This is a genomic window from Photobacterium piscicola (genome assembly GCF_046058925.1).
In the GTDB taxonomy this organism is placed as follows: Bacteria; Pseudomonadota; Gammaproteobacteria; order Enterobacterales; family Vibrionaceae; genus Photobacterium; species Photobacterium piscicola.
The window spans coordinates 467,175-487,047 of the sequence record NZ_CP175535.1 but is presented as its reverse complement, the minus strand read 5'-3'; the positions used below and the strand labels follow the sequence as shown (position 1 = coordinate 487,047).

The window sequence follows — 19,873 nt, the reverse complement described above, 5'->3', positions numbered from 1 at the left end:
TCGAAATAAGCTTACACCTAAAAAATAAAGCCACAATGCACTAAGACAAAACTTTTGATCTCTTTCACATTCTTTCGTTATCTTTCATTGGAACTTATGCATACTTGCGTAAGTGTTTCTATCATATAGAACGAAAGTCAATAAACCAACCATTCATCCTTTCAATTTATAAAATAGAGCTGAAACTCCATAATATTTACTGCAATAAAACAAGTAATTACATTATTTTACTTTCACTTGCTTTTTATGTGATCGATTACACAGTCACCAAGCTTTCGTTAGCTTACGATACGAAGCAAATCAAAAACACATAATCCAATCGTTTATATTTACTATTAATAAGGATTCGTTGATGTCTATCTCACGTAGAGGATTACTGAAAGGTATGGCAGCCAGTGGCGCTGTTGCTGCAACCTTATCAGCCGGCTATACCCAAGCTGCAACTGCACCAACGTTAAGCTCGAAGAAGTCATTAAAAAAGCCCAATTTAGTCATTATTTTTCCTGATGAGTTTCGAGCTCAAGCATTAGGTTTTATGCAGCAAGATCCATCAATGACCCCCAACATTGATAAATTTGCGCGTCAAAGTGCAGTATTACGTCAAGCAGTCTCTAATTTTCCACTCTGTACGCCATTTCGTGGCATGTTAATGACCGGACAATACCCTTATCGCAATGGTATTCAAGGTAATAGCCACACCGGTGTTGAAGGTCAATTTGGCGGTAAAGATTTTGGTATCGAACTGAAGAAAAATACCCTTACATGGTCTGATGTGCTTAAAAGACAAGGCTATAGCATGGGTTATATTGGTAAATGGCACTTAGATGCGCCACAAGCTCCGTTTATCCCTAGCTACAATAACCCTGCTGAAGGACGTTATTGGAATGATTGGACAGCTCCAGATCGTCGCCATGGTTTTGATTTCTGGTATGCCTATGGCACCTATGATAAACACATGACACCAATGTATTGGACCAATGATACGACCCGCGATAAACCTCTACGAATCAACCAGTGGAGCCCTGAACACGAAGCTGATATCGCAATTAAATATCTACGTAATGAAAATGGTCAATACCGTAAACAAGATCAACCGTTTACGCTTGTGGTTTCGATGAATCCACCACACTCACCTTACGATCAAGTTCCACAAAAATATTTAGATCGCTTTAATGGAAAAACATCTCAGCAATTAAATACTCGTCCTAATGTGCAATGGGATAAAGCCTACCAAGAAGGTTATGGCCCACAATTTTTCAAAGAATATATGGCGATGGTCAATGGGGTTGATGAGCAATTCGGGCGCATTATTGATGAGTTAGATCGCCTCAATCTTACTGAAGATACTTTAGTAGTGTTCTTCTCTGATCACGGCTGTTGTATGGGTTCAAATGGTAACCCAACCAAAAATGTTCATTATGACGAAGCAATGCGTATTCCAATGATTTTCCGTTGGCCGGGTAAGCTTAATCCACAGCAAAATGATCTGTTATTTTCAGCACCAGATATTTACCCAACCATGCTTGGTTTAATGGGAATGGAAGATTTGATCCCTGATACCGTTGAAGGCACTAACTTCGCCAATACATTGCGTGGCGTTGAGGGTGATAGTAAACCGACCTCTCAATTTTATACATTCATGCCTTATGGCGGTCAATCATATGGACGTCGCGGCATTCGCTCGCAGCGCTATACCTTAATGATTGATAGAAAAATTGGTAAACCACTGACTTATGTGCTGCACGACAACCAAGTAGATCCATACCAAATGGATAATATTGCAGCCACCAACCCAATGCTTATCGACAAGTTAATTACTGAAGAATTAATGCCATGGCTTGAGCACACTGGCGATCCATGGCGACCAACAACCGTACCTGCACACAGTGCGAATGCTTATTTATAGCAGTAGTAATAACAACGCGTAATACCACTTTTTATTATTAATTTTACGCTTTCTCTATTTAATAGAGAAAGCGCAACAAAACTCATACTAATTAAGGACAATCTATGAATACCATCACTAAAGTAATCCTTGCGACTACCCTTTTTTCCGCAACCAGTTTTAGTTATGCCAATGATTACAAAACAACGATTGAGTATCGTCATGAGTACCGTGATGGTACCAACCGTCATGGCGATCGTATTAAAGCATTTTTAGATACGGGTAAGAATATTGGTTTTGAATTAGACGCGCGTTATAACAATGACCAGCAAAATACCATGTTTGACGGCATGACAATGAATGGCTCTGAGTTTTCAGCGTTTTACTACAAAAAGCTCAGTGATAATATCGTTGGTATTGGTGGTCTTTCACTTGATTTTACACCTGATGGTCTGGTCTATGTTCCTTACGCACGTTTAAACTACCGCTTTGATAACGGTATTCGTGTTCAGGGTCGTTATAAGTGGAAATTGTGGGACTACAGCATGAATAATGCGGCGGGTGAGTCTTACGTATCAAAAATTCAAGAAGTTGATCTATGGTTAGGCTACAACACCAATAATTGGGATTTCCAATATGAATTTCAAATTTGGAAAGAAATGGAAAGCGCAGCTCAACCACAATTTGATAATAAAGACACCAACTACCTACATAATTTCCGTTTAATGTACACCTACAAAACAGTAGAAGGCACAATGTGGCGTCCATTCGTAGAAGTGGGTAATGTTAGCCAAAGTCGAGTAACAGACAATCGTCAAACTCGTTACCGTATGGGTATTAAATACACATGGTAATAATCTAAACTAATAACAAACAAAAAATGCCAGTGACTTATCATCACTGGCATTTTTATTTTATAGGGTTTAGGTTTTTAACTGCTATAAATTAATGAGTTGATTTTCCACGGATCTTATTCACGATAGTGACAACAATCACCACGATAGTACCCGCAATCACACCCACAACGCCATTCAATAACGGTGTCATAATACTATGAGAACCAGGAAAAACAACCAATTGTGCTACATGTTCTACCACTGTGTGTATTTGTGGAATGCTATGAACCACAATCCCCCCTCCCACTAAAAACATCGCAATAGTACCAACAATCGCTAATGTTTTCATAAGGTAAGGTGCAACATTCACTAATAGCGAACCAAAGCTACGCTGTAAGCCTGCGCCTTTGCTGTGATTAACCAGATACAGTCCTGCGTCATCCAGCTTTACAATGCCAGCAACTACACCATAAACACCCGCAGTCATTACAAACGCAATTAAACTCACCACTATAGCTTGGGTTAAAAACGGGTGATTTTGTACAGTTCCAAGTGCAATCACAATAATTTCAGCCGACAAAACAAAATCAGTTCTTATTGCACCTTTTATTTTGTCTTGTTCATAAGCGACCAAATCAATCTCTTCGGTTACTACTTGTTCCTGCGCTTGTTGTGTTTCTTCATCACCATGAGAAAATAATTTCTCTGCAATTTTTTCTACGCCTTCAAAACATAGAAATAAACCGCCAAGTAATAACATTGGCATAATTAACCATGGTGCAATAACGCTAATTAATAATGCCGCAGGGACTAATATTAATTTATTTTTAAATGAGCCTTTAGCAACGCCCCAAACCACAGGTAACTCTCGCTCAGCGCGGACACCAGATACTTGTTGGGCATTGAGCGCCAAATCATCACCTAATACGCCAGCGGTTTTACGTGCAGCCACTTTAGTCATTAATGCAACGTCATCAAGAACGGTTGCGATATCATCAAGTAATGTTAATAAACTTGCGCCAGCCACTGCATACTCCTTTCTCAGAATCCACTCGATTCTATTATTAATAATTTTATAGGTATAAATATAACAAACATGTTAAATGCATTATTTATAACTAATGCTTACAATTATATACTATTTATTTCTGTTACTTTTTAATAAAAACGGCTTGTCATTACATCAATAATTTACATCGACAAATTGTTAATAAATTAATCATAACCGTTATTTAATACGCTATTTATATCTCAAGCGGCCTTTCCCAATATGGGTATTTAATCGCAATAATCATCTTTCATGATAACGATAAATCTTTTTTGTTTGCGCTAAAAACGATTCAATTGTCTAATCGCAACGCACCCATCATTGGTTTGAGGTGTAGACTGAGATTGCATCGGGCATTCTTATTCCCTGTCATACTGTGCTTGTTGTAACAGCACTACCTTTAAGGGTAATGACAATGAAAACTCTCGCAGCATTATACTCGAGGGCTTTTTTTAGCCTCAATAAAGTATGCGATAACGCAATAACTAACGCCAAACCTAATCAATCAAGAAGAACATCCCGCTTGTTCATGACTTGCAATGATGATTCCAGCTCAGGTAGTCCCAGAAGCTTGTAATTGAAAATGCTATACGCTCTTTGTGGCGTCATTAGATTTCAATAACAACATACTTTTATTCTGACCATTATCGCGTCAGGCATCACACTATTTCGATATTTACTGCAGCCACGCAGGGATGTTTATCATCTGTACTTTATGGCTGGCGTATTTTCGCTCAGGAAGAGATTAAACAATGAGTGATTGGACAATTAATAATGCCCGTAATGTTTACAATACACCTTACTGGGGTCAAGGTTACTTTGATATAGCGCAAGACGGTTCTGTTATCGCCCGTCCCGATGTTAATAACCCAACCAATACTATTGGGCTATCACAACTTGCTGATGAATTAATTGCGGCAGGCGCGTCATTGCCAGTGTTAGTTCGTTTTCCCGACATTCTTCATCATCGCGTTGACAGCCTCTGCGGTGTTTTTAATCAAGCCATTGAAAATTATGGCTATCAAGGTGATTACCTTGCGGTTTATCCAATCAAAGTTAACCAACAGCAAGAAGTGGTTAGCGAGATTTTAAAAAGCCAATATGCCAAACAACAACGTCAATTAGGTTTAGAAGCAGGCAGTAAGCCAGAGCTTATGGCTGTGCTTGCCATGGCACAAGAAGCAAGTTCGGTGATCGTGTGTAATGGCTACAAAGATAGAGAATACATTCGATTAGCTTTAATCGGTGAAAAGCTAGGTCACGAAGTTTATATCGTGCTAGAAAAGCTCTCTGAACTAAACATCATCTTACAAGAAGCAGCTGAGCTTGGTGTAACACCTCGCTTAGGTATTCGTGCTCGTCTTGCCTCTCAAGGTAAAGGCAAATGGCAAGCTAGCGGTGGTGAAAAATCTAAATTTGGTTTATCTGCATCACAAGTATTAACTGTTGTTGACGCTCTACGTCAACGTGACATGCTTAATTGCTTGCAGCTATTGCACTTTCATTTAGGCTCACAAATCGCCAATATCCGTGATGTACGCAATGGTGTTGGCGAAGCTGGTCGTGTTTATGCTGAACTTAAAAAATTAGGTGCTGGCATTTCTACCGTTGATGTGGGTGGCGGTTTAGCGGTTGATTATGAAGGAACACGTAGTCAAAGTAGCTGTTCAATGAACTACAGCATCAATGAATATGCAAACAATGTAGTCTATGTTTTAGGTGATATTTGTAAAGAATACAATATGCCTATGCCGCGTATTATTTCCGAATCAGGCCGTAATCTAACCGCTCATCATGCGGTTTTAATTACCGATGTAGTGGGTATTGAAAGTTACAAAGTAGAATCGATCAATCCCCCCGCTGAGGATGCTCCGCATATTTTGCATAATATGTGGCGTTCTTGGAAAGAATTAACCGAACATACCGATCACCGTTCATTGGTTGAGCTTTATCATGATAACCAAAGTGATTTAGCTGAAGTTCACTCTCTCTTTGCCGTTGGCATGATCAGTTTTATTGATAGAGCATGGGCTGAACAAGTCAGTTTACGTTTATGTCATGAATTAGCTCAAACACTGTCAACCCAAAACCGTGCTCATCGACCACTGTTGGATGAATTACATGAACGTTTAGCAGATAAGTTTTTTGTAAACTTTTCTCTATTTCAATCATTACCAGATGCATGGGGCATTGAGCAAGTATTCCCTATTTTGCCATTAAGTAATTTGAATAAAGCCCCTGAACGCCGTGCCATTATTCTTGATATCACCTGTGATTCCGATGGCACAATTGATCAATATGTTGAAAACCAAGGCATAGAAAGCACCCTACCCGTACCAACATGGAGTGATGAACAGCCTTACCGTATCGGTTTCTTTATGGTTGGCGCATATCAAGAAATTTTAGGCGATATGCATAATTTATTTGGGGACACCGATACTGCTGTTGTGCGTTGTACTGCAGATGGTCACTATAATATTGAGAAAATAGATCGTGGCGATAATGTCGGTGATGTATTACGTTATGTACACTTAGATGCTAATGAATTCTTACGTCAATATCAGCTAATGGCAGAGCAACATCTTGCTGAAAATGAACGTGAAGCAATTCTTAAAGAACTGGCCGATGGGCTTGAAGGATATACCTATCTAGAAGATGTTCGCGCTATTTAAGACTAAAAACTTAGTCGCCCTATTTTAGAACACCCTATTACTATAAAGGTAGTAATAGGGCTTTTAGTGGGCCTTCCGCCCTATATTGTTGTTGGAGAAAACCATGGCAACACTCGCTAATTACCCAGATTATTCTTTATACGCCAACGCTTTTGGCTTTTTACGTCAACCATTAGATTTTTCGCCAATGTCCTCTGATGCTGACGTTATTATTACTGGTGTACCGTTTGATATGGCAACCACGGGTCGTTCTGGTAGTCGTATGGGACCGGGTGCAATACGCCAAATTTCAACCAACCTCGCATGGGAAGGTAAACGTTGGCCGTGGAATTTTAGCCTTTTAAAATCAATTAAAATTGCCGATTGTGGTGATTTAGTATTTGATTGTGGTGATGCTGGTCAAATGTGTGAGCGCTTAGAAGCTCACGCAAGCGGCTTATTAGAACAAGGAAAAACACTGCTTACTTTTGGTGGTGATCATTTCATTACTCTGCCGTTATTGCGTGCTCATGCTAAACACTTTGGCAAAATGGCATTAATTCACTTTGATGCCCATACCGATACTTACGATCAAGGCAGTAAATTTGATCATGGCACGATGTTCTATCATGCACCTAACGAAGGATTAATTGATCCGACACATTCGGTGCAAATTGGTATTCGTACCGAACACAGTGACAAACTAGGTTTTAATGTTATCTCAGCCGACACCGCCAACGATTGGAGTGTGGCGCAGATTGTTGAAGAGATAAAAGTGACCGTTGGTAATATGCCAGTTTACTTAACGTTCGATATTGATTGCTTAGATCCGGCTTACGCACCAGGTACAGGTACGCCTGTTTGCGGTGGAATAACATCAGATAAAGCGCTAAAAATCATTCGTAGTTTACAAGGCATTAATTTGATTGGTATGGATGTGGTTGAAGTATCACCTGCATACGATCATGCCGATATTACAGCATTAGCAGCCGCAACTATTGCCACGGACTTATTGCATCTTTGGGCGACACAGAAACAATAAATCATGCAATATGATAGTCACGTAATAGGGTAGCTACGTAATAACATAAAAAAATGCCAGTATTTTGATGATTAAAAATACTGGCGTTAATTTATAACTCGATTAAGAGTGGCTATAAAAACAAAATACTGCCCCAAATAATAGCCACCAGCACTAACGCAACAAAGACCGCAGCCGAGCCAATATCTTTTGCTCGACCACTTAATTCATGACGTTCAGGCCCAATACGATCCACTACGGCTTCAATCGCTGAGTTAATCAATTCAGCAATAACAACAATAAATAACGAGCTAATCATCATTAATCGTTCAATTTTTGTTACTGGCATAAAAAATGAAATAACAGTCATCACAACTAATAAAATACTTTCTTGTCGAAAAGCTGCTTCATTAATCCATGCCGCCTTTAAACCTTGTATCGAATATCCCGTCGCATCAATGATACGTTTTAAGCCCGTAGCACCAGGTTTCATCGTTAACTCTCTTTATTTTTTATTATAAGTAAATAACTCACTTGCGGTAAATAATACCCTTTGAGCAATGAAATAAAAGCAAAAATAGTCTTACTGCACTTTTTACTTATTATTTCGTCAAAAAGCCCTATTGCCGACACTGAGCAAATATATCTAATTTAGCATCGTAAACTTTTGTTTTAACATCCATCATCCCCAATAATGAATGGAACAAGTTATCCTGTGAAAAACCACCAGCCGTTGCTTCACGTTGTAAACATTGACGATTTATATGCTGGCTGTGTTGATAAGCAGGTGACAACCATAAAATTAATGGCACCGTCGTTTGTTCTTTTGGCGCAATGGAATACGGCAACCCATGTAAATAGACCCCATCTTCACCTAATGATTCACCATGATCTGCCATATAAATCATGGCAGTATTGGCTTTACTGTCATCTTGTTTAAGTATATCAATCACACTGCTTAAAATATGATCGGTATATAAAATCGTATTATCGTAGGTATTTGTCACTTGCTGACGACTACACTCTTGCAAATTACTGGTATTACACGTTGGTTTAAATATTTTAAATTCAGGTGGATAACGGTCATCATATGTTGGACCATGACTACCAATAATATGCAAAACAATAAATGTATCTTGTTTGGCATCATCAATTTGTGCCTGCAAATTTTTAAGTAAAACCGCATCATAACAAGTATCATCATGGCAAAGCTTAGGATCAACATCTGCATTAATAACAACATGCTTCACCCTATCGCACACCCCTTTACAACCACTATCATTGTCTTTCCAAGACACATCAATACCTGCACGTTGTAAAATATCCATGGCGGTATCTTGATGACGTGCAGTGATAGCATCGTAATTGGCTTTATTCATCACAGAAAACATACAAGGTAATGATACTGCAGTTGCCGTACCACACGATTTTACATTTAAAAAACTAATAACATTACGTTGAGATAAACCTGGGTTAGTCTCTCTAGCATACCCATTTAATGAATAATTCATTGAACGAGAAGCCTCCCCAACGACCATTACAACAACATTATGTTTATCACCTTGATGGGTATTTTGAGCATCTAATCCAATCTGAGTAAATGGCATTTTAGCTTCAATGAGCTGGTATTTAGTGTAACGGAAAGTGGCTGAAATATAATTGGTTGGATTAATCAGCGCTTTAATTTCAGAGTGGTTGCGTACTAATGACGCATAATCTTTATAATAACCCGCGGCAATAACAACAATAACTAATAACGAAATAATAATACTTAAACTACGAGCAATTAATTCTTTTACTACAGAACGATAAATAACCTTAATTCGACATAATATAATTATAGGAAAAAGAGCAATAACAACAATCCATGCAAAACCAGCCATAGAAAAATAACTGTTCGCTTCGGCTGAGTTTGTTTCAAATACATTAACAATCATGCCATAGTCAAAATACGCCCCATAGTTGTACATGGCATATGTCGCTAAGCTTGAAAAGAAAATCATTATTACGAGTAATGGTCGTTGTATCCATGGCCATAATAATAGATTAAAAATAATGTTTAATGCTGCAATAATAAACAGTGGAATGGTCGCAATAAAAACCACATCATTAGTGCTGCTTTTTAGAAATAATTCACTTAAATGTTTCCATAAAGCAATGTTTTGTATCGCAGCAAAAAAGACAGCAACGAGTAATATATATTTGATGCTGGTTAAACGAAATTTCATTATGGAGTATTCCTAATATTTCATAACGATCACATAAACTACCAGCACATTTGTGGTGAAAAACCGCTGGTAAGCATAAAGCCAACCGTGGCTATCATTGTTCCATTTAAGAGCGATGATTATGCCTATAAAGATAACTAATAGACATGCATCTAAACAATATGGTTTGAAGCATTAATGAAAACATAGATTGATATAATAGTAGCTCATTTTTTTATATTTATGAAAACTGTTACACTAAAAGCAGTAAAGGAGAATACTGTGAATACACCTCAACCTATTGATAAACTTGCTTGGCTTCATATTGACCAACGAAAATTACTGGCTGTACGTTCATATGGAAAAGCACTCTATTATATTCCTGGCGGAAAACGTGATCCTGGTGAAACGGATGCTCAAGCATTAATACGAGAGATACAAGAAGAGCTATCGGTTGATCTCGTGCCAGAATCGCTATGTTATGCCAATAGCTTCCAAGCGCAAGCCCACGGTAAAGCACAAGGTATAATGGTTAACATGACTTGCTACTATGCTGAATATAACGGCGATCTATTACCAGCCTCTGAAATTGAAGAAATTCGATGGATCAATACTAATAATACCGACATTAGTTCAAGTGCAACATTAATGATCCTCGCATATTTGAAAGCACAAGATTTAATCGATTAATATCCGCCAAATTCCGCTATTGGTCATGATGAAATCATCTATATAAAAAACGCCAATACACAAATATGTATTGGCGTGATTTAAAGGATACAAGGGGAAAAGTACCCTGCTTCTACTCAATAAAGCTTGATTGCCTTATTTTAGAAAATCATTGTAAAGCATGTATAAATGCGCTGAACTCCAAGAGAAATTATTTGCACCTTGTACGGCTCCCGTTTCTGGGTTGTAGTTCTCTTGAATTGGTCGATCTAGAGTAAGCCCTTCTGCATTTTTAAATAACTTATTAACCATTTCATTCGCTTGATCAGTATAACCATAGTTCGTCATACCTTTTACACCAAAGTAGAATTGATCAACCCATACACGACCACGCCAATAAATATCTGCCCCATAAGCCGGGTTATCTTTTGCTGCTGTACCTAATGGCACTTTAGTATTAAATTTCGTGGTATCCATCATATTGTTCACAACAGCAGCGGCAGTCATATCATCAGCCGCACCATTAAACAATGGTGACCAACCTTCAGCCCCCATGCCACGCGCAACAATCGGGTTACCCGCACAACCATTATTTAATTGCGCCGCTTCAGTAGGATTTATATTAATGTCATAGTAAAAACCAGTGCGACTATCAAACATACACTGATTAATGTAGTTTTTCGTTTCCACTGCTTTTGCAGTAAAATCAGCCGCAGCCTCATTACGGCCTAATGCAGTCGCAATTTGTGCTAAGAATTTATTATCACTGTACCAATATGACGCTTGGTCAACAGATTCTTGCATCAGTGAATAACCCACTAACTGACCACTATCATCACGGTTTTCACTAAACTTAACCTGCCAATCTTTCTTCGCTTGGTTTAATTTAGCCGTATTATCGTCCGTCGTATTGGCGTACGTTACTTTTTCACCATCCACAAGGTACGAATTATCAAACCCATGCTGTTTATGAGCATAGCGACCGAGTTGATCAACAAGTGCAATTTCATTAAGGTCTGTTAAACCTTGAGCATCAGCAATCGTGTCAATAAAACCAAACACTGCAGCATCATCTCGCCCAGACTCCCATGATGCCGCTGTTTGTGCAGGACTATGGATATCAATATAATTAAATGATTCTAATAATTTATTATATTCAGTAATGCCTTTAGCTTGAATCCAGTTATCAGGATCAGCCGCCGTTTTATATTCATAGATTAACTGACCATCTTCGGTTGTATGTGCAGGATCAACCGCAGCACCATACTCAGGAATACCGTTATTATTGGTGTCACGTGCTGTTAACCACCAATTATGGTAATCAACTAATTTAGGGTACATCTCTTCCAACCACGCTTGAGCATCATCAGCGCGGTTATATTTATCTTTTAAGGTTGTATAAACTTCCCACACCGCCCATGACGCTAATGATGGTTTAGTATTACGTTCATTCCATGACTGCGAATCATTCATTTCAGTTAAACCAAGCGCATCACCACGCTCTTTAGACATGTTCATACCAACCACATCCAGTAGATAGCCTTTATCATAAGGACGTAATATATCATCGGCTTTTACTTGATGTTCAAACACAGTACGAATGTTATTCATCGCTAAATCAGGGTTAAAATGTGCCATCGCATACGCTTGTTTCCAGGTATCCCACGGCCATGTTAAGTTACCAGAGAACCAACGTGCAGTTACTGATGGTGTCACCGTATCGTAGCTAACAAAACCAGCAGGGCTACGCCAGTTACCCGTTAAGGTTTCTATCGCTTTAACAGCAACGCGCTCTTGTTCTGAGGTCGCATTTTTATTAACAAGACCATTAGTTAGATAGTTTTCCCAACGGGTAGTGCTTGCGTTGATGTAATGGACTGGGTTAGACAAAATATCTTTAACAATTGGCTGTTCTTTTTGCCATTCTGCTGCGGTCAGCGTATGACTAAATACGGTATAAATAGTTTTATTAGCAACAGCACCAATATTAGCCACTGATTGGTACTCTAAACCATTAATATGGGTGTCTGCGGTGATGTTACGCTGAATATTAAACGCAGAAGATCCACTGGTACGCACCATCCATGAATCACGTTCTTTACCAAAAGCAATATCAATGTCACCGCTATCATTCGATGTCATTACACGGGTCAAATTAGGTAATTGTTCAGCAACCGTAGACTTGTATTTAGGATCAGGTTTACCATCTTTGGCATAATAACCGTCAACCAGTTTACCGTCCCACACGAGTTCTAAATTTTCACCCGTCGTATTAGTAATAATCGTTTCAACAATCGATGAGCGTGAAGATACAAACTGTAACTTCATTTCAACTTTAATACCGTCGGCTGTCATTGTTTGAATTAATGCGCCCGGAATACTATGAGCCTCCGCGCTAAAATCTACTGGCTGACCTGCTTTTAATATTGATAACTTATCAAAGTATTCGGCGACAGAGGTATTATATTCTTCAGTAATAGCTGTCGCACCAAAGCCACCTTTATTTTCAGGGTGTGCTTTTAAATCCGGTAATAAATGCCCATGCCATGCACCGTCATCATGCAGTGGTGTATACGCCATATGACCACCGACACCCACTTCAGCTAAATGTTGAGGTGTCCCAGTTCGATCAAGAATATTCTTAAATTTCAATGCTATCTGTGGTTTGTCTTTCTCTTCACTGATTGAATTTACATTATCATCAGTATTACACCCAGCAGTAAACATTAACGAACTCACAGCCGCTGCTAATAAGGTTTTTTTTGCTACCGTCGATTGTTTAATCATTTAAAATCCCCCGAGATTTAATGATGAGCTGCATCTTATAATTATTCGTACAGCTATTTTTTTATGGGCAGAATACAACCCGTACTCTGCAATTACGGTGGATAATAAAGGTAAAAAAAACAACTAAAATTGAGGTAAATCACGTTTATTATTTTACTAAAATAGAGCACAAAAAAATGACAGAAACATTTTGTAACACTTTTTATTAAAAAAAGAGCTTATATAGGAAGGAATATCACACTATAAAAATAAGACCTAAAAGGAATAAAAAATTCAATTATTAATAAGCTTATAAAATAAGCGTGAGGCTATTATTTATCCTGAAAATCATGTGATGCTGATACAAAAAATCAGTTCAATAAAGAAGATGAATGCGATCCTCTATCCAAAAAAATAATAACACCCCCCAAAAGCACTTTATGTAACTTTTGTAACCATTTTTAGTAAATAACGTAACAGTTAAACAATCATTTTTTTAATGAAAATGTGAAGTTCATCACTGGCAAAAATGATCACCAACGTACAACTATTACGTTTATTTTATATATTAGTTATCTCTGTGACCGTTTTTATTGAAATACATGCTATATAAAAAATAAATGCCGAGTATTTTACTAATACTCGGCTTTAAGATAAAAACATAATGATGTCTATCTATTTAGTAAATTTCATTGATATCAACATCATAAATTACGACGTTTGTTTAGTTCTTCAATTACTGACTTCGGTGCTACTTTTGCTAGCTCCACGATACATGCATTCGCTTTTTCATTACCATGTCTAATATAAATATCACACAAAGCATACAGTTGTTCTGGTGCACCAGAAATCAAATAGGCTTTTTCAAATGATGCGATCGCTACAGTTACATCAATATCTTGATGTAACACACCATTAAGATACCAATAATAGCTATTATTATTCGCCAACGAAGTGGCTATTGTCATTGATTCAGCCGCTGATTTTTTTTGCTTTAAACGCACTTGAGTCAATGCTTTTGCATAATATAGACTCGCATCTTTTGATAATTGCTTAGTGGCTTTATTTAAAACAACCAAAGCCTCTTCATCTTGATCTTGAGCACGATAATTATCAGATAAATTCAGCCAAATTTGGCTATTTTGCGGATCACGTATGACTAATTGTTGATAAATAACGTCTGCTTTTTTCCAGTCACCATGCCAACGATAGGCATCAGCCATTAACAACTGCTGCTCCGGTTGATGCTGCAAATACGCGACAAGATTCTGATATGGCGCTTCCATTTTATGTTTCTGATCGGTACTCATCGCCGAGTAATTACGTAACAAATTTACCGTAGCAGCCCGACGAACACTTAACTCTGGATCATTTAAAAGTGGTGCAAGCAGACGCCACCGATGTTCAAATTTATATAAGTTTGCCCCTGTAATTGCGGCTTGACGAAGAACAGGGCTCGGTTCTTTCAAAGCACGAGCAACAGCAACTAAACTGTTTTGATTAGGATATTGAGCTAATTGGCGCAGTGCTTCAGCGCGTTTTTCAATCGTTTCATTTTTATTTTGAGCAATATATGCAAGTTGTTGTTCTATTGGCATATTCTGAACTTGATTTGCAGCTGTCGCATCGATGGCAGCATAGGACGGAATAGAAAAGCTCAACACTCCCATTAATCCTATCACTGCATATTTTTTTATCGTATTAGTCACTGATAACACTCCATACTATAACCGTCTTGATCTACCGCTATTAAGCAGAGAAAAATATTAAAATTTAGTATGATAAACAGCCGCACGTTGTGCTTGTAATCGCTTGGCATCACTGTATTTACCTTGCTGCACCGAATGTCCTAACATATTCAATATATAAGCAATTGATTTATCTGCATGAGCAAAGAATTTTTGCCAACCCGCACATAAATAATTTAACCCCGGCTCACCGTCTTTGGTCTTTATGAATCGATTTTTAGGACACTCACCATGACAAGCAAACTTATACTCACACTGTTGGCACTGTGTTGTCAGCGTTTTCGCTTTTGCAAACCCAAATTGTTGTTGCTTACGGCTATAAGCCAATTCATCTAATTTCTGATGGTGAATATTGCCAATTTTATATTCAGGATAAACGTAGTGATCACAAGAGAACACATCACCATTGTGTTCCATTGCCAAACCTTTGCCACAAATTTCACCTAGCGTACACAATGGGTTTTTTCTCCCCATCCATGTCTCCACACTGGCCTCAAAATATTGAACAAACACTTTACCTACATCGTTCTTCGTCCATTCATCAAACACAGCAATTAAAAAATCACCCCATGCTTGATCTGACACGCACCAAGGTTCCATTATTGATTGCTTATTACCGGGTATTAAACGTTTATCACCTTGACACAATTGAGCACTAGTCTGTTCCGTTTGAGGCGCAACAGTTCGAAAACTTTTTTGTTCAACAATTGGAATAAACTGCATTTGAGGTGATTTAACCACATCGCGTAAGAAACGGTACACGTCAAGAGGGTTGCGGCTAGTGAGATTATTAACACACGTTAATGTGGCAAATTTCACACCATATTGATGCAATAAATCTACCGCTTTCATCACTTGCTTAAATGTGCCACGACCAGCTTTATTGGTACGATACGCATTATGTAATAACTCAGGACCATCAATACTCAGTCCGACCAAGAAATTATTTTCCACCAAAAACTCACACCATTGTGGGGTTAATAATGTGCCATTGGTTTGAAGGTCATTGGAAATAATAACGCCTTCAGGTTGATATTTTTGCTGTAATACCACAATCTTTTTAAAATAATCCAAACCTAGCAATGTCGGCTCACCACCTTGCCATGAAAAAATAATTTCAGGGGTGTTTTGACCTTCAATATACTGCTGAATATAGGTTTCTAGCGTGGCATCATCCATTTGTGGAGAACACCCTTTTTTGTAGTCAAGTAAGTCTTCTTTGCTCAGATAATAACAGTAAGTACAATCAATATTACACACAGCCCCAATGGGTTTGGCCATAACATGTAATCGCTTCGAGGCTTTACCTTTGTACTGAGGACCTTGAGTAATAATCATTCTAATTCCTATCTTATAACAAATTTAATAATACAAACTCGTCTAATATTTTTATCAATTTAAATAACAAAACAAGTTCTAACATCATAATAAACAAAAAGAACATACAAATTAGTTATATGTATTATTCCAATTTAGAAAGTTCTTTCACTGTATGATAAATGGTCAATCATTACTGTTGAGAACATCATGTTTAGCACTTCTTTTTTGCCCACTATCAAAATATCATTAATGACAATGTTACTAAGCTCACAGCTAATAGGTTGTGCTGAAGCGCCACCGCACCCAATTGCTCAAGCGATAGATCACAATATGGTTTATGTCAGTGGCGGTAGCTTTTTAATGGGATCAGATTCAAACCAAGCTAAAAAATCAGAAAAGCCGACGCATGCTGTTACTCTCAATGATTTCTATATTGCTAAGTTTGAAGTCACCCAACAATTATTTGAATCGATCATGGGGTCATCTTTAAGCTATTTCCAATCCCCCAATATTCCGGTGAACAATTTAAGTTGGCAACAAGCCAATTATTTCATTAAAAAACTCAACCAAATCACAGGTGAAACATACCGATTACCAACGGAAGCTGAATGGGAATATGCCGCGCGCGGGGGTCAATTAAGCCGAGGTTATATTTACAGTGGATCTAATAATATTGAAGATGTGGCGTGGTATTCAAAAAATGCAAAAAATAAGGCTCATCAAGTTGGAATGAAACAGCCCAATGAACTAGGGTTATACGACATGACAGGCAATGTCGGAGAATTTGTAAGTGATGCTTATGATGATAATTTTTATCGTTATTCTCCACAAACTAACCCAACAAATTCGCGTCAAGAAGCCAGTGGGTTAGCCCATAAATCAGTCCGTGGTAGCAGTTTTTCTTATAACGCCAAAGAGTCTGAAAACTACCGTCGTGATTTTGCAAGCCAATCTATCATCATGTCAGATATAGGACTACGTTTAGTAAAAGACGTAAAAAAATAACACGCTCCCCGCGTATATTGGCAAGGAATCCATCATGAAATATAAAATATTATGTTATATAACGCTCACAAGTGCGTTACTTATTCCAATAACCTCTCTCGCAGCCCCGCCAAAACCTAAATTGGTAGTACAAATTACGGTTGATGCACTAAGAGGTGATTTACTTGAACGCTATAAAGCCAATTTTGGTAACGATGGTTTTCGTTATTTAATGGATAATGGCACTTATTATACCAATGCATATTATCAACACGGCAATACTGAAACCATTGTCGGCCACGTATCTCTCGCTACGGGTGCTCCCCCGAGTGTTCATGGCATGGTGGGTAATGTTTGGTACGACCGTAATAAAGAACGCTTGGTTTATAATGTCGAAGACGGCAATTACCAAATGTTAAACGCCGGTGCTGGCGTCAATAAAGCAACAGAAATAGATCCTACCCAAAAAATAGCCACCAAAGATGGACGATCACCAGATCCAATTCTGGCGACAACGTTTAGTGATGAATTAGCAATTTCAAATAATGGCGTATCGAAAATATTTTCAGTATCAGTAAAAGATAGAGGCGCTATTTCATTGGGAGGCCACCTAGGCAAAGCCTTTTGGTTCTCAAAAGCACAATCAGAATTTGTTACCAGCAATTATTATTACGATAAATACCCACAATGGGTAACAGATTGGAATCAACAAAAACTGGCTGATCAATATTCAAATACACGTTGGGAGCTCTCTCTTCCCCCAGAGAAATACACGGTTAAAGAGAGCAATCCAGACTATAAAGTTGACCTCGATGGGTTTAAACGCACTTTCCCTCACCCATATAGCTCAGTCGACAATAAATATTACAGCACCACGCTAACAGTAAGCCCTGCGGGTGATGAACTCACCGAGAACTTTGCGAGCACATTATTAAAACAAGAAAACTTAGGCAAAGGGACGTTTCCTGATTATTTATCGGTAAGCTTTTCATCTAACGATTATGTCATTCACATGTACGGCCCGACGAGCTTAGAAACAGAAGATAACTTAATTCGATTGGATAAAACCATTGCCAAGCTTTTAAAGAATATTGATCAACAGGTTGGATTAGAAAATACCCTGATTGTTTTATCTGCCGATCACGGTGCATCAGAAGCACCAGCGGTTGTTAATGCATTAGGGGGCCACCAACCAGCCACCTTTGATCAAAAACAATTAATCTCCCCTCAATTACTGACACGTTTAAAAACTGAATTTAGTTTAGGAAAGGATGCCATTCGTTTGTATGCTCAGCCTTATATTTACCTAAACCATAACGTCATAAAAAAGAAAGGCGTCTCGCTTGAAAAAGTTCAGATGGTGGTTGCAGAAGAACTGTTAAAAATAAACGGAATTGCATACGCCGTTACCAGTACTGATATAGAGAAAAACCAAGTACCGAATACGCATACTATGCAGTTGGTTAAAAATAACTATCACCCAGCACGTTCAGATGATGTCTATATCGTCTACCAGCCACGAAACTTTATCAATGACATGGATGGCTTAACTATCGCCTCTACTCATGGTTCACCGTGGCGTTATGACACCTATGTACCGGTGATCTTCGCGGGATACAATATTGATGATAAACAGATTAGCCGTGAGATCACGCCCTATGATATTGCCCCGACACTATCAAGTATCTTAGGCATTACACAACCTAGCGGCGCAACAGGACAGATATTAACGGAAGTGATCAAAAACTAACTTCTGAAGTTATATCAACCTCGTAAATAACAATAAAACGCTTTAAATAACAAAGCAGCATTATTCAGTTAATGCTGCTTTTTTTATTTGTTGTCTTAACCATCGATGACCACTATCAGCAGTACGACTTGGATGCCAAATCGTACATAAATCATGTTGTTGACCATCAAACGGTAAATCAAGCGCTTTCAATTTATAATACGCACCTAAATCATCAATCGCAGATTGTGGCAACATACCAATCATATCTGTTGAGCCAATAATAGGCATCATTTCAAATGCACCAGCCGCTCTTATAACAATATTTCTTGCCTCAAGTTCACCAATATCATCCGCATTCAACAAACTACTACGACTATGCCACCGTGAGGCTGCAACATGCTCTTCACTTAAAAATTCAGCTAATGAAATAGAATCACCAATACGAGGATGATTTTCACGACAAACAACCCGTAACCTTTCGGTATAAATAACTTCAGACTTTAAAACTGTACGTCCACGAAGGGCTAAATCAATGACTAAGTCATAGCGCTGTAAGCGTAAATCAGATTCAAGATCTTCAGTAAATTGAGGATGAACTTCTAACGCAATATTAGGCGCACATAACCGAATTTGTTGCATTAACTTAGGTATTAATGAATAACTCACGGTCGACACAACCGCGATAGAGAAAATACGATTCGATATTTTAGGATCAAATTCTCTCGATGCAGACAAAGTCGATGTGAAATTTTTTAATGCAGTCGACATTGCAGGGTAAATATCAGTAGCAAAGACTGTCGGTTCTACGCCTGTGGTATTACGATGAAATAAAGGATCATTATAAATTTCACGTAACCTTTTAAGTGCTTTACTGACCGCGGGTTGGCTAACATTCATTCGTGATGCGGCTTTAGATAGATTCTTCTCTTCATAAATAGCCACAAAAATAGGTATAAGGTTAAGCTCTGTACTTTTCATAAGGATTGATATTACTAATCTAATTAAT

General features: G+C 38.2%; 14 protein-coding genes. 7 read left to right on the top strand and 7 right to left on the bottom strand.

Features of this window, described 5'->3' with window-relative positions:
* The first annotated feature begins 352 nt into the window (after positions 1 to 352).
* A complete protein-coding gene (locus ACJZU6_RS16830; RefSeq protein WP_408901459.1) occupies positions 353 to 1,906 on the top strand; it encodes a sulfatase in 1,554 nt (517 codons plus the stop codon).
* 104 nt (positions 1,907 to 2,010) lie between these two features.
* Entirely contained in the window at positions 2,011 to 2,739 is a 729-nt protein-coding gene (locus ACJZU6_RS16825; protein WP_080156410.1) for an oligogalacturonate-specific porin KdgM family protein, read from the top strand.
* Positions 2,740 to 2,830: 91 nt separating this feature from the next.
* Here ACJZU6_RS16825 and ACJZU6_RS16820 read toward each other — a convergent pair whose 3' ends face one another.
* Positions 2,831 to 3,748: a DUF808 domain-containing protein gene (locus ACJZU6_RS16820; RefSeq protein WP_408901458.1), complete on the bottom strand. Its 918-nt coding sequence runs from the start codon at positions 3,746 to 3,748 to the stop codon at positions 2,831 to 2,833.
* 773 nt (positions 3,749 to 4,521) lie between these two features.
* Here ACJZU6_RS16820 and speA point away from each other — a divergent pair.
* Together speA and speB are read left to right on the top strand one after the other, a co-directional pair.
* Positions 4,522 to 6,441: a biosynthetic arginine decarboxylase gene (gene speA, locus ACJZU6_RS16815; RefSeq protein WP_107276661.1), complete on the top strand. Its 1,920-nt coding sequence runs from the start codon at positions 4,522 to 4,524 to the stop codon at positions 6,439 to 6,441.
* A gap of 103 nt (positions 6,442 to 6,544) precedes the next feature.
* Positions 6,545 to 7,462: an agmatinase gene (speB, locus tag ACJZU6_RS16810; protein ID WP_080156413.1), complete on the top strand. Its 918-nt coding sequence runs from the start codon at positions 6,545 to 6,547 to the stop codon at positions 7,460 to 7,462.
* Between the two features lie 112 nt (positions 7,463 to 7,574).
* On the opposite strand, the gene ACJZU6_RS16805 is transcribed toward speB, so the two are convergent.
* Positions 7,575 to 7,934, bottom strand: coding sequence for a diacylglycerol kinase (locus ACJZU6_RS16805; protein ID WP_080156414.1), 360 nt, complete (start codon positions 7,932 to 7,934; stop codon positions 7,575 to 7,577).
* A gap of 127 nt (positions 7,935 to 8,061) precedes the next feature.
* Complete coding sequence (gene eptA / locus ACJZU6_RS16800; protein WP_408901457.1) at positions 8,062 to 9,669, bottom strand: phosphoethanolamine transferase EptA; 1,608 nt, start codon at positions 9,667 to 9,669, stop codon at positions 8,062 to 8,064.
* A 261-nt stretch (positions 9,670 to 9,930) separates the two neighbouring features.
* Here eptA and ACJZU6_RS16795 point away from each other — a divergent pair, with 261 nt between their 5' ends.
* Complete coding sequence (locus ACJZU6_RS16795) at positions 9,931 to 10,338, top strand: NUDIX domain-containing protein (RefSeq protein ID WP_235865809.1); 408 nt, start codon at positions 9,931 to 9,933, stop codon at positions 10,336 to 10,338.
* A 135-nt stretch (positions 10,339 to 10,473) separates the two neighbouring features.
* On the opposite strand, the gene ygjK is transcribed toward ACJZU6_RS16795, so the two are convergent.
* The 3 genes from ygjK to ACJZU6_RS16780 form a co-directional block, all read right to left on the bottom strand.
* Positions 10,474 to 13,104: an alpha-glucosidase gene (gene ygjK, locus ACJZU6_RS16790; protein ID WP_408901456.1), complete on the bottom strand. Its 2,631-nt coding sequence runs from the start codon at positions 13,102 to 13,104 to the stop codon at positions 10,474 to 10,476.
* 683 nt (positions 13,105 to 13,787) lie between these two features.
* Entirely contained in the window at positions 13,788 to 14,792 is a 1,005-nt protein-coding gene (locus ACJZU6_RS16785) for a tetratricopeptide repeat protein (protein ID WP_241956897.1), read from the bottom strand.
* A gap of 57 nt (positions 14,793 to 14,849) precedes the next feature.
* On the bottom strand, positions 14,850 to 16,169 hold the full coding sequence (locus tag ACJZU6_RS16780) for an anaerobic sulfatase maturase (protein ID WP_107276664.1): 1,320 nt from the start codon (positions 16,167 to 16,169) through the stop codon (positions 14,850 to 14,852).
* A gap of 231 nt (positions 16,170 to 16,400) precedes the next feature.
* Here ACJZU6_RS16780 and ACJZU6_RS16775 point away from each other — a divergent pair, with 231 nt between their 5' ends.
* Positions 16,401 to 17,156: a formylglycine-generating enzyme family protein gene (locus ACJZU6_RS16775; RefSeq protein ID WP_408901533.1), complete on the top strand. Its 756-nt coding sequence runs from the start codon at positions 16,401 to 16,403 to the stop codon at positions 17,154 to 17,156.
* Between the two features lie 34 nt (positions 17,157 to 17,190).
* A complete protein-coding gene (locus ACJZU6_RS16770; RefSeq protein WP_408901455.1) occupies positions 17,191 to 18,885 on the top strand; it encodes an alkaline phosphatase family protein in 1,695 nt (564 codons plus the stop codon).
* 60 nt (positions 18,886 to 18,945) lie between these two features.
* Here ACJZU6_RS16770 and ACJZU6_RS16765 read toward each other — a convergent pair whose 3' ends face one another.
* On the bottom strand, positions 18,946 to 19,845 hold the full coding sequence (locus ACJZU6_RS16765; protein ID WP_080156420.1) for a LysR family transcriptional regulator: 900 nt from the start codon (positions 19,843 to 19,845) through the stop codon (positions 18,946 to 18,948).
* Positions 19,846 to 19,873 lie beyond the last annotated feature (28 nt).